Raw genomic sequence first — 13752 nt, 5'->3', positions numbered from 1 at the left:
CAATTTGCAATTAATGGTTAGAAACTAAGGCTAAGGTTCACCAGGAATGTGCGGGTGGTTGGAGGCGCACCGTTTTCAAAACCGGTAGCATTGGAACCAATCGCGAAAACAGATTCCGGATCGAGGCCACGTGCATGGCTGGAAATCATCCATACGTTATTGCAGGACAGGCCAACTTTCACTGCCTGTACCGGCATGCGGCCCAATACGCTCTTAGGCAGGTTGTAATTCAGCTGTACGTTTCTGAGGCGGATGCTGGTAGCGTCGTAGGTATTTATTTCAGGAGCGCCCAGGTTACCGTTGTTAAGCGCATTCCAGTATTGTTGCTGTGTAACAGATTGGGTATTGGGAACATATTTTCCACCACCCTGATCGATAACACCTGGTACTACAATATCGTTTCTCTGACCACCAGGCGCGGTAATAGCGGCTGTACCGGCTTTCTGCATCATCAGCTGTGTCACGGAGTATATTTCACCACCAATTCGCGCGTCTACCAGGAAGCCCAGGGAGAAATTCTTGTAGGAGAATGAGTTGGTAATGCCCACGAGTGCTTTAGCTGCCTGATTGCCGAGGTATTTATTACCATCTTCAATTTTTGGCAGGCCGTTGGATTCCAATATCAATTGTCCATAGTATTGGCTGCTTTGATCAGTTACACGTCTTAACACTTTGCTGGCATAGATATCGCCATACAGTGAACCGGTTTTCGCAACGATAGACACCGCATCAAAACCACCCAGCGGATAAATGCTTACGCCTTCTGCTTCACCGATATCAATAATTTTGTTGCGGTTCATGGAGAGGTTACCGGAGATATTCCACATCAGACCTTTAGGATTGGTCAGGATTCTGGCGTCTGCCATGATTTCAAAACCACTGTTCTGAATGTTACCGGCATTGATTTTACGTTTTCCATAACCACTGGCAGGGTCCATCGGCAAATCGATCAGCTGATTGGTGGCATTGGATTTATAGTAGGTAAAATCAAGTCCGAAGCGGCTGTCCACAAAACGGAATTCCGCACCAAACTCATGAGATTTGATCAGCTCACTTTTTACGCCCTTATTAAAGTAAATCTTATCACGGCTAGCAGTGATGTTACCGTTAGGGTCCTGACCAATCACATAGTTGTTGTACAGTTGGTAAGGGGACAAGCTGTTACCTACGGCTGCGTAGGAAGCTCTCAGTTTACCATAGCTCAACCAGGACGGCAGGGATTTGATATGTTCTGTAAACAGGTAAGACAAGCTCACGGAAGGATAGAAGAAAGAGCGGTTTTCAGGGCTCAGGGTAGATGACCAGTCGTTACGTGCAGTCACGTCCAGGAAGAGGTAACTGTCCCAGTTCAGGCCTGCCGTTCCATACACGGAGTTGATCCGTTGCTCTGTTGCTGCATCAGTGGTAGCAATAGCTCCTTTGGAGTTTTTGATGGCAAACAGGTTAGGCACTACCAGTGCGCCGGTACTATAACCTACGTTAGAGGTTTTCTGTTTCATCAGGTTTCCACCCACGCTGATATTACCACTCAGTTTACTGATAAGGTTTTCCTTTTTGGCAGTGATCAGGGTGCTGTAGTTCAGCTCTGTAAAACTCAGTCTGCCTGTGCCATAACCACCATCAACGGCGGCAGGGCTGCCAACGTAAGTTTTGCTTTCTGTAGTGGTGTTATACATATCAGCACCGGCTTTCACTTCAGCGTCCAACCAGCTGGTGAACTGGTATTTCATGGACCCGTTCATGATAAAACGGTTACGGATATCCTGGTTTTGCAGGTATTTGGTGGCCCAGTAAGGATTCACATCGTTACCAACACTGTACCAGGTCATTTTACCGAATTCATTCACCGGATTTTTAAACTGGGTGACGTCCATGGAAACGGGCATGCTGTACAGCAACGTTGCATAGTTACGGGAGTTGGTGCCGGTTGCCGGTCTGTTTACCGCATTAGTATTGGAATACTGCACTTTGAAATCTGTAGACAGGCGGTCTTTTGCACCGTACTTGCTGGAGATTCTGCTGGTGATATTTACGCGGGACAGTTTAGTGCCCGGGATCATGCTTTTATCGTTCAGATAGTTCAGGGACGTATATACAGACGTCTTGTCGAACTGTTGCTGGAAAGAGATATTCTGGTTGTGGTTCAGGCCAATGTTATAGAAGTTCTTAACGTTATCAAAATAACGCAGGTTCTCTTTTTTACCAGCCCAGTTGGTCACTTCCTGGCCTTCAATTTTCGGTCCCCAGCTGGTACCGGCAGTTTCATTAAAGACACCGTTAGTACCTTGTCCGAAAGACTTCTGCATTTCGGGGCGGGTAAAGAAAGTTTCCAGACCCAGTGTGGAGGAAACAGTAATGCCTACGCCGCTGTTTTTCCGGCCTGTTTTAGTGGTAACGAGGATAACGCCGTCTCCTGCACGGCTGCCATACAATGCAGCAGCGGCAGGGCCTTTCAATACGGAGATGCTGGCGATGTCGTTGGCGTTCAGGTCAGACAGACCGTTACCCATGTCCAGAGACGGGTTCCAGTAGTCATTGGTACCGTCCGAACCTACGCCGGTGGAGTTGTCGATAGGTACGCCATCCACTACGATCAACGGCTGGTTCTTACCATTCAGGGAAGTGTTACCACGCAGGTTGATTTTGGAAGACGCCGCAGGGCCACCGCTGGCGCGGGTGATCTGCAAACCAGCCACCACGCCTGTCAGCGCATTGGTGATGTTGGTTTCATGTGCTTCTACCAAGGTATTGGCTTTTACTTCCTGCATGGAATAACCGAGTGATTTTTTCTCACGGCTGATGCCCAGCGCGGTTACCACCACTTCGTTTAATCCTTTGGAAGCATCCTGCATCACCAGGTCGAGATTACCATTGGCAGGCACTTCCAGCCTGGTGAAGCCTACGCTGGTGATCACCAGGGTGGCGTTAGGCGCCACCTGCACGCGGAAAGCACCTTTTTCGTTGGAGGTAGCACCGTTGGTAGTACCTTTTTCAACAATCGTTGCATAGATAATAGGGGCGCCGGAGCCGTCCTTCAGGGTACCGGATACCCATTTTTTCTCCTGCGCATAAGCGCTTTGACAGCAAAGGGCTACCAGACAAGCCAGCAGCGCAAAGCCTAACCACCTTTTCATTGCGGTAAATTTTGATTTTAAATAATAGTTGATGACACGTTACTGTTATAGTTCGAGCTACAGCACACGAAGCCCTGTACAGCCTTGGCGGTGCTGTTTAAGTTTTGATTGATGCTTAAATTTTTTTTGTATTATCCTCTTTGTTGGCCTTTATCCAAATTTTCCATAACGAGTGCTGCGGCTCCCAGCCTTTCTGCAGCATACCCAAGGGATGAAATTTTTATTTCTACATTTTCTGCGATTTTCGGAATACAATGCTCGTTTAATGCGTGTTGTACCGGCGCCAGCCAAAGCTTTCCGGCTTTTGTGCCTCTCCCGCTCAAAATCACCAGCTTGGGATTAAATAAATGAATCAGTATAGCGATCCCCCTGCCGATGTGATATCCTGCCTCTGATAATAATTCTACTGCGTACTTGTCGCCCTTGATAGCGGCGTCCATAATCTGATGGTACGTGGCAATCCTGTTGTCCATAGACAAGCCTTTCATCACCGTGGTCCTTCCGGCCTGAATTCCGGCAATCGCTTTTTCCGCTATCACGGAAAGAGAGGTCTCCGTTTCCAGGCAACCCATTTTTCCACAACTGCAAATCTTATTGTTGGTAAACAAAGGAATGTGACTGAACTCACCGGCAAATCCGTTTTCCCCGCGGAAAAGGCTGCCATTCAACACCATCCCCAGTCCAATGCCCCAACCAATATTGATCACCAGCGCATGCTGCCTTTGACGGGCTTCACCCAGTTTCCACTCCGCCAGCGCTATCAGGCTAGAATCGTTGTCTATAATTACCGGTATGCCGGTCACCATTTCCAGGTATTCATTAATGCTCCTGGCAGACGTATCGAAAAATGAATGATTAATACCCTTTGTCACGTCCACAAATCCAGGCATGCCTATGCCAATGCCAGCAAACTTCTCTTTCGGAATACCGGATTGTGCTATTACCCTTTTTAATTCCTGCCCAAGGATGGAGATCCCGTCAGGATGCGCTGATAATGATAATTCCAATACCTGCTCTTCACCAATCACCTGGTTGCCCATATCCAGAATACAAATACTGGTCATGAACTGGTCCATCGCCACAGATAATATATACAGATAGTCCTGCCGCACAGAATATACCTGCGGACGGCGGCCCCCTGTAGATATCGCATATCCCGACTCCATCACTAACCCCTCCTTCACCAGCTCGTTCAGCGCTTTCGTTGTATGCGGAAGGCTCCTGCCGGTCAATTGCGTCAGATCGGTACAGGACAACTCCTTGTTGAAGTAAAGGTGTTTCAGTATTGTCTTCTTGAATAATTCCTGGCGGTCAGACACCATTTTGATTGATAATATTTGGTCTGGTCACAATTTATAACAAGTAAATCAGCAAATCTCTTAATTCCGGTTCAAGATAGCCAAACTTTCTAAAATCAACCAAGAACTTCCATGAAAATTTTAATTAGTTCGATATAATTATCAAAAAAATGCGTAAAGTTATTATGAAAATGTTAATTCTGTATCAGAAAAAAGCAAAAATCAGCGCTTAAAAATCAGCTAAAACGTAAAAGCAGGTAAAACGTTTAAGTTCGTGCAAAGAAATAAAGGCCTGCCATATGGCAGGCCTTTATTTCTTTGCACGAACAAACTAAATAGTGTGGAAAAAATCAGTCATCTGCTGCTCTGTAGGCAGGTTCAGCTTCTTACGCAACCGGTACCGCTTGATCTCCACGCCCCGCACAGAAATCGCCATCAGCTGCGCAATCTCCTTGCTGGACAGCTTCAGCTGTAAATAAGCACACAACTTCAGATCAGTATTCGTCAGCACCGGATAACGGTCCTTCAGCTTCTTCAGAAAATTATTGTTGATCTCATCAAAGTGAGAAGCAAACTGCTCCCAGTTGGCATTGTTCTTCTCTACGTCATTCAACAACAACAAGGCATTACGTATCTCCGGGTTATTATCATTCTTCTTATACACACTCGCCAGAATATCCTTTACCTTCACCAGTGCATCCCCCTTCTCTACCAAATGCAACGAAGCATCAGCCAACGCATTGTTCTTAAACCGGATCTCATTGGCCAGCTTCTCGTTCTGCAATTCAATGATCTCCTTTTCATTCTTCTCCAACTCCAACTGATGAATGTATTTCAACCGCGCCTGCTCTTCGTCAAACTTACGCTGCTGCACCGCCAGGTTCCGCTCCTGCCACCGGTACAACAGATACAACACCCCCGTCAGCAACAGGCTGTATAACAGGTACGCCCACACGGTTTTATACCACGCCGGCTTCACGCTGAACTGATAACGCAACTCCGCCGACTCATGCCCAAGGTTATCCCGGGCCTTGACTTTAAACACATACTTCCCGTCAGGCAAATTGGTATAGTCCTTCTCCGGCCGCGATGACCAGGCAGACCAGCGCCCGTCGTACCCTTCCAGCTGATAGCTGTACTCTATATTGTTCTGCAACCCATAGGCGGGAGAACTATACTCAAAATGAAAAGAATTGTAACTCTTAGGCAACGCCGGCACCTCCTGTTCTTCCTGCACATAACCCGCTGCGGTACGGTTAAAATAACCCCCGAAAATCAAACTGTCTGATTTACCAAACGCTCTCACCTGCCCCATCATAATACGCACCTGCTGCTGGTTTCCCGTATACTTTTCATAGTTCAGATGGATCATGCCTTTCTCCGACCCTATGAAAATATTCTCTTTATTATAAGGATAGATGTTTTCAAAACCCAACAATATCTTCCCGTCCAGCTCCGGAATATAGGTAATGGTAAAAGGTTTCCCGCCAGATGACCGGTGAAAATCCACCACCCCGATCTTTTTACCGCTGCAAAACCAAAGGTTGCCCGCAGTGTCCTCATTCAGATAACGAATATCCATTGTGCCGAAAACAGGTTGCAGGAAAGCAGAAGGGACAAACCGCCCCATAGCGGCATCAAATTCGTATACCCCCTTCGCGGTACCAAACACCACCCGGTTCTTCACTTTAAACACAAAATTATTCAGGGCGGACGGCAGGCCTGCACTGTCGGTAAACAGATGCGCAGTCAGTGTTTTACGGTCGGCCGACAACTGCAGTTGATATACGCCCCTGTATGGATGCGATGCCCATATCACATTATTGTTGTCAATCTCCAGAAACCGGACTGACTCCTGCAATCCCTGTACCATGCCCCTGTCTGTAAAACGGCCATGCTCATACCCCAGCATCCGTACGCCAGCGTAAGTGCCGGCCAATACTTCCGCCGCAGGGTATACTGCCGTCATCGGCTTAAACAGCCAGGTGCCCGGACCATAGGCCAGCGGCCGGCTCACATGATCAGCTACTTCAAAACATCCGATATGCTGCCCCATCAGCAGATGGCCATTCACTTCATCGAACCGCCACACTTCATGCTGGCTGCCGGGCATCCGCACAAAATCACCTTTGGAAAAACTCAGGTCGCCACTGCCCGACAACGGCACATAATACGCCCCGTCAGAAGTGGCGAGGTACAACTGCCCTTTATAAATCCTCGCAGAATAACCGGATACTTCGTTGGTCTTACTGGGATTGATATATTTAATGGCCGCATTGTATGCAATAAAGCCAATCCCGTTATTTAATCCGGCCCACAGGTTGTTGTCCCTGTCCAGGAAAACACTTAGCACATTATTATTTTGCAGCCCTTCCGTCCGGGAGATCTTCTGCACAATACGCCCGGCGAAATCCATCACCAAACAACCCTCCGCCGTGGTGGCGGCTACCAGCTCATTGGCATTGATACGAGTGCATACGGAGAGATTAACGCCTGCCGGCAAACGGCTGTCCTGCTTTTGCAGATGGCCGTCCGGCCCAACGAGAAACAGCCCGTCTGTTTGCGTGGCGATCAACAGGCTGTCCTGCCCCATCTCCATGATACCGGATATCAGCACGTTGTTCAGCGGTTGTTTGATATTCAGCGGCAACCACTCATGACGCTCCAGTTGCAGCAGGCCGTTAGCCTTGTCCTGTGCATATAATTTATTGCCGGCCTTCCGGAGGTACATCCATTCGCTGGTAGTAGGATATACTTTAATACTGTTGTTGCGATACTCCATCAGCCTGTCCGATGCCTGGAAAAAAACGGATTCTCCATAGAGCTCTATCCGCCAGATGTCCGCGAACCTGTTCTGCGATTTTGGCAGCAACTTTTTCAGAGAGGTATAGGTCAGCACACCATTGGCCGCCCTTTCAAAATAGCCTATTTCATCCTGGCCGCCGGCATAAACCCGGTCATTACTGTCCATGGCCAATGCCCGCACAATCGTCTTGTTCGGTAACGGATATACGTTCCAGTGACTGCCGTCATAGGTCAGCATGCCTTCATTATTGGCGAAATACATCATGCCTCTGCTGTCTTGCCGGATGTCCCAGGTTTGAGTCCCTGCTTTGAAATCACTTTTGCTGTAATTGATGATCTGTGGTAGCCCTATAGTGTTTTGTCCGGCACAGGTCAGCGAGTATAGGTATATCAAGATAAGCAAACACCATCTTCTCATAAAATGAAGATATAAAATTAGGATGATGTAGTAATGATGTAGTCGATATTTATTGATAATCAATTTCTTGCTGATTTGTGATGTAGTAGAGATGTAGCGGTTTTGTTTGGGTAGAAGAGGGCATCCTATAATTTTACTGCATCCAAACAACATCCCTGTCAACTAAAATCCAAAACGGAATCTTCCAAAAAACTGAAACGAAAGATCAGCATCATCACCGGACATCCTCCCGTATGAAACTGTAAAAACTGACTCACGTATGAAAAAATTTCTTCCATGCATGCTCATGCCTGTACTGTTGTTTTTTGCCAATATGTCATGGGCACAAAACATTCCCGTTACCGGTAAAGTAACAGACGAAAAAGGGGAAGCTATCCCCGGGGCATCAGTGGTGTCCCGCAACAGCAAGACGGCCGTAGCCGCCAATGCCGATGGCACATTCCGCATCCATGTGCTCTCCGGCGAAAAAATCCTGCACGTATCCGCCGTAGGGTTCATTCAACAGGAAGTCACCATCACCGCGGCACCGTTGCATATCAGGTTACAGACATCTCCCGGTGACCTGAACGAGGTACTGGTAGTAGGTTATGGTACCCAGAAAGTGACGAAGGTATCAGGCGCGGTGTCTACTGTAAAAGGCAACGATATTGTGGCCCTTCGTCCGGTAAGACCGGAAGAAGCCCTGCAAGGCCGCGCCTCCGGTGTGAACGTTATCCAGAGCGGTTCCCCCGGCTCCAAACCCACCGTGCTGATAAGAGGCATCCCCTCTTATACCGGCACCGATCCTCTCGTGATCATCGATGGGGCCATGCAGTCGCTCGATGACCTCAACGCACTCAATGCCGCAGACATCGAATCCATCAACGTACTGAAAGACGCGGCCACCACCGCTATCTACGGCGTGAAAGGCGGCAACGGCGTTATTGTGGTCACCACCCGTGGCGGTAAAAAGAACCAGAAGCCCGATCTGACCATCAATGCCAACTACGGCGTACAGGAAGTGCTGAAAACCATCCCGGTATTGAACGCTGCCGAATATGGCGCCATTATCAATGAAGGCAGCGTGGCCTCCGGCGGTAATATCATCTTCCCCGATCTTACCAAATTAGGCGCAGGCACCAACTGGCAGAAAGAAATCTTCCACTCCGCCCCCATCATGAGCTACAATGCCAGTTCCCGCGGCGGCAGTGATAAGATGACCTACTTCCTGTCTGCCGGCTACCTTGCACAGGACGGCATCACCGGCGGCGGCAGCAAATCCAACTTCAAAAGGATCAATGTTACGGCCAACGTTTCAGTAGATATCACCCGCAAGCTGAAATTCATCCTGAATACCAGTTTCGTGAACATCAAAAGCAAAGGGATACAGGAAAACTCTTTCAACTCCATTATCGGCAGCGCGCTCAACTTCGACCCTACTGTGCCTGTATATAATGATGTGCCCAATACCTATGGCAAATACAGCTTCAGCAACCTGCTGCTTTCTGAAATATTCAACCCGCTCACCAAACTGGAGAACACCTTCAACCAAAACAACGGCAACAAGCTGTATGGTAAAGCGGAACTGCAATATGAAGTGATCAAAGACCTGAAACTGACCGGCCGTTTCGGGTACACCAACTGGGACAATACCGGTAAAACCTTCACGCCGCTGGCTTTTTACGGCCCACTCAATGTGGAAAACACCATGATGGCCGATGGTACGCCCGTGATTATCAAAAATGGCCTCGGTGGTATCTCCTCCAGTTCACATAACAATGTTTCACAGACCAAAGAAGGCAATTTCAGTTTCACCGCTGAAGCATTCGCCAACTATACCTTTAATGTGAAACAACATCACCACTTCGATGTGGTAGCCGGAGGCGCTATGTATAAAACGACGGCCAACGGTATCACAGCCACCGCTCAGGACGTGCCTTTCAACTCCTGGGCCTTTGCCGACCTCAGTGCCGCCACCGGTAACAATACCGCCGGCGTGATCTATTTCCGCGATACCGTCATCAACGGTGTGGCCACACAGGTACGTGACCCGCGCGGCGACGTGGCGCCTAACCTCAACGCACGCACGAATAGCAACTATTACTCTTTCCGTCGTAACCTGTCTTACTTCGGCAGGATCAACTACGATTATAAAGACAAGTACCTGGCCTCCTTTACCGCCAGAAGGGACGGCTCCTACGCATTCGGCTTAAATAACCCGTATGCTAACTTTTTCTCCGGCTCCGCCGGATGGGTGGCCTCCCAGGAAGACTTCTTCCGGTCAGACCTGATCAGCTTCCTGAAAATCAGGGGCAGCTATGGCACCGTCGGCAACGAGAACGTGAAACCCTCTCCCGTTAAAATAGTCACCGGTGGGCCCAACTATGCCGATGGTAACAACAACGGCTATACGTTTGGCAATACCTTCCTCCCAGGTTCTACTGTCGCGTCCTACGCCAACCCCAGCATGTCATGGGAAAAACAGACACAGTTCAACGCCGGCTTCGACGTCACCTTTTATAAAAACAAATTCTCTGTGTCAGCAGATTATTTCAGGAAAGAAGTAAAAGGACTGTTGTTCGTATCCGAACCGTCGCTGTACCTGGGCACCGCGCAGGTACCGGAATCCAATATCGGTTCTACCCGCAGCAGCGGCGTGGAACTGTCGGTAGGCTACAATGAAAATATCACCCGTGACCTGAAACTCAGCACCAACGTCAACTTCACCACTGCCCGTAATATCGTGACCGCCACCAACGAAGACGGCACCGCCTTCATTCAGGGCGGCAACTACTTCAACGGCGTGTCCCAGAATGTGACCCGCTTTGAAAAAGGCAAAGCGCCTGGCTACTTCTATGGCTACAAAACCGCCGGCCTGTTCCAGACCACCGACGAAATCGCCAAAGCCCCCAGACAGGACGGCGCCCAGCCCGGCGATATCCGTTTCGTGGATGTAAACGGCGACGGCGTTATCAACGACAAAGACAAAACCGAGATAGGCAACCCTTTTCCGAAATTCACCCTCGGGTGGAACCTGTCGCTCTCCTATAAAAAATTTGACCTTAACGTGTTCACCTATGCTTCTGTGGGCAACGACGTATATCGTGCCTATGAAAGGAACGCCAATTACACCAACAAATTTCGCGATGTGCTGGACAGATGGACCGGCCCCGGCAGCACCAACGACGCCCGTCATCCCCGTTACTCCTTCACCGATGCCAACAGTAATATCCGGGCTTCCGACCGCTATGTGGAAGACGGCTCTTTTGTGAAAATTAAAAATATCGTGTTAGGCTACACGCTGCCAACCAGCTTCTTCCAAAGAGCAGGCTTCTCACAGGTACGCCTCTACGCTCAGGTGAAAAACGCCTTCACTTTCACGAAATATTCCGGCTACGATCCTGAAATATCCGGTTTCATCATGAACACCGGCGTAGACCGCGGCGCCTACCCACAAGCCAGAACATGGTCTGTAGGCGTTGATTTCAAACTGTAAAAACTAACAACATGAAGAACTTACTGCATATAACCGGACTGCTCGTTACCCTGGCGTTGCTCCCTTCCTGCAAGAAGTGGGTGGACTATGACGCGCATGAAGATTTCCTCGTTACAGAAAAAGACTACCTCCAGTCAGCCAATGATTACAACACGATGGTGATAAGCGTATACTCGCCGTTGCAATGGCTCAACCAAACCGTTCCCATTGGCGATATCGCTTCCGACAACGCTGTTACCGGCGGAGAAAACGCCTCCGACGTGCTGGGCCTGCAACAGATCGATGACTATACCTATACGCCGGCCAACGATTATCTCACCGAGATCTGGAAGTCGGCCTATGAAGGTATCAACCGCGCCAATTACCTCACCCAGTACAAAGACAAAAACATCTCCGGCAACAGCATCAATTTCGCTGGTAAAGACGCGCTCTACGGAGAAATATATTTTCTTCGCGCATATTATTATTTCACGCTCGTGAAATTTTTTGGAGATGTGCCCCTGTTTTTTGAAAGACGGTTAAACCTGTCCGATTCCAGGAAGCTGCAAAGAGCGCCTAAAGCCGATGTGTACGCGCAAATAGAAAAAGACCTCAACGCTGCTATCGCGGTGCTGCCGAACACCAACCCGCAGGCAGGACGCGTCACCAAATACGCCGCACAGGCGTTGCTGGGCAAAGTGCTGGTTTACGAAAACAAGTTCGATGCCGCCGCTGCCATACTGGAAAACGTGGCCAACGGTCCCTTTACACTGGTGCCTAATTTCGCCGACATCTTCGTACAATCCGGCGAAAACGGCGCTGAGTCAGTATTTGAAATCCAGTACTCCAACCTGTTCCCTTACTGGAACTGGGGCGCCGCCACCCGCGGCCAGGGCAACTATGCTGTGCAGCAATGCGGTATCCGCGGCCTTACAGGCTCCAGTCCATATGCGCCGGGATGGAGCACTAACCTGCCCACGCAGGAACTGGCCAAAGCCTATGCCACCGGCGATCAGCGGAAAGAGGTGACCGTGCTGGACATAGAAGCCTACAAAACAGCGCACCCGGAATTTACGATCACTTACCAGGCAGCACCCTACAAAAACACCGGTCTGTATAACCAGAAATACCTGCCGCGTAAAGGAGAAACTTCCGGTCAGACAGAACTCAACTACCTGAACAACTATCGCACCATCCGTTATGCAGAAGTGCTGCTGCTGGCCGCAGAGGCCAACAACCGTGCTGCTACGCCCAACGATGCCAAAGCCCGCGATTATCTCAACAAGGTACGCCGCCGCGCTTTCCGCGATAACCTGCATGACGTTACCGCTTCCGGAACAGCGCTCAGGCAGGCGATATGGGATGAACGCCGGCTGGAACTGGCCATGGAAGGCGACCGTTTCTTTGACCTGGTCCGCACCGGCCGCGCAGCTAGTGTTATCACCGGTTTCAAAGCAGGTAAAAATGAACTGTTCCCTATTCCCCAGCGGGAGATAGAAATCTCCCAACTGCAACAGAATCCGGGTTATTAACCATCAATATCCAACAGCATGAACAAACTTTCGTATATACCGCTCCTGCTGCTCATTGCCCTGGGCAGCAGCTGCAACAAAGACACCTTCGACAATACGGACTTCCTGAAAACAGGTACCGCCCCTGCCGACGAAGCCATCAACTTTAAAATCACCAACGATAACTCCGGCCTTGTCACCATTACGCCGAACAGCGCCGGCGCCACTGCTTATGATATTTATTTTGGCGACGCCACCACCGACCCGGTACGCGTGCTTCCCGGACAAAATACCACCCACATTTATAAAGAAGGTACCTATCCGGTGAAAGTCGTCGCCAGCGGCATCACCGGCCAGAAAACTGAGGTCACCAAACAACTTGTTGTAACATTCCGGGCACCTGAAAGCCTGACCATCACGGCCAACGCCAGCCTGCATGATCTTACAGTGTCGGCCAAAGCGTTGTACGCGACCGGAGGATACAAAGTGTACTTCGGCGATGCGGCCAATGAAGTACCAGTATTGATCGCTGAAGGTGCCAGTGTTACACATACCTATGCCCAGGCCGGCAAATACCAGGTGAAGGTGGAAGCCCTCAGCGGAGGCGCCGCCATCACCGCGGCCACCAAAGAAGTGACGATCTACAACGCGCTCACCCTGCCCATGACATTTGAACAACCGGATGTCAATTACGCATGGGGCGACTTCGGCGGCAGCGTTACCTCCGTTATTCCCAATCCATACCCTGGCGGCATCAATACCAGCGCCACCGTGGGCAAAATCATCAAAACAAAAGACCAGACCTGGGCCGGCAATTATATCGTAATGAGCAGCCCTATTGATTTCACTACCACCAAAAAGTTCAAAGTAAAAGTATATTCCTGGCGCCCCGGCCTGCGCGTCCTGTTGCAACTGGAAAGAAACGGCGACAACTCCTTCATGGAAAATACAGAAGCCGTTACCACGCAAGCCAACACCTGGGAAGAGCTGACCTTCGACTTCAGCAGTAAAATCACAGACAACAGCAAAAAACTACAGAACATCCTGTTCTTCCTCGATAATGGCACTCAGGGCGATGGCAGCCAGAATTACACCATCCTGTTTGATGACATCGTATTAACCAACTAATTGC

The 13752-nt window shown here is 49.5% G+C and carries 6 protein-coding genes; 3 read left to right on the top strand and 3 right to left on the bottom strand.

Annotated elements, in window-relative coordinates; genetic code table 11:
• Positions 1 to 17: 17 nt before the first annotated feature.
• The 3 genes from ACTJJS_RS00095 to ACTJJS_RS00085 form a co-directional block, all read right to left on the bottom strand.
• Entirely contained in the window at positions 18 to 3134 is a 3117-nt protein-coding gene (locus ACTJJS_RS00095) for a SusC/RagA family TonB-linked outer membrane protein (protein ID WP_440661919.1), read from the bottom strand.
• Between the two features lie 131 nt (positions 3135 to 3265).
• Entirely contained in the window at positions 3266 to 4456 is a 1191-nt protein-coding gene (locus tag ACTJJS_RS00090; protein ID WP_168869885.1) for an ROK family transcriptional regulator, read from the bottom strand.
• A 307-nt stretch (positions 4457 to 4763) separates the two neighbouring features.
• Complete coding sequence (locus tag ACTJJS_RS00085; RefSeq protein ID WP_440661918.1) at positions 4764 to 7655, bottom strand: triple tyrosine motif-containing protein; 2892 nt, start codon at positions 7653 to 7655, stop codon at positions 4764 to 4766.
• A gap of 259 nt (positions 7656 to 7914) precedes the next feature.
• On the opposite strand from ACTJJS_RS00085, the gene ACTJJS_RS00080 reads away from it, so the two are divergent.
• Genes ACTJJS_RS00080 through ACTJJS_RS00070 form a run of 3 tightly spaced genes read left to right on the top strand, consistent with a single transcriptional unit; the run spans position 7915 to position 13748 of the window.
• Complete coding sequence (locus tag ACTJJS_RS00080) at positions 7915 to 11130, top strand: SusC/RagA family TonB-linked outer membrane protein (protein WP_440661917.1); 3216 nt, start codon at positions 7915 to 7917, stop codon at positions 11128 to 11130.
• A gap of 11 nt (positions 11131 to 11141) precedes the next feature.
• Complete coding sequence (locus ACTJJS_RS00075; RefSeq protein WP_440661916.1) at positions 11142 to 12641, top strand: RagB/SusD family nutrient uptake outer membrane protein; 1500 nt, start codon at positions 11142 to 11144, stop codon at positions 12639 to 12641.
• Between the two features lie 18 nt (positions 12642 to 12659).
• A complete protein-coding gene (locus tag ACTJJS_RS00070) occupies positions 12660 to 13748 on the top strand; it encodes a hypothetical protein (RefSeq protein WP_440661915.1) in 1089 nt (362 codons plus the stop codon).
• The last annotated feature ends 4 nt before the right edge of the window (positions 13749 to 13752 follow it).

The sequence above is a fragment of the Chitinophaga sp. 22308 genome, from assembly GCF_052045305.1.
In the GTDB taxonomy this organism is placed as follows: domain Bacteria; phylum Bacteroidota; class Bacteroidia; order Chitinophagales; family Chitinophagaceae; genus Chitinophaga; species Chitinophaga varians_A.
Note: the sequence above shows the minus strand (reverse complement) of the source record. Positions and strands in the feature narration are given on the sequence as shown.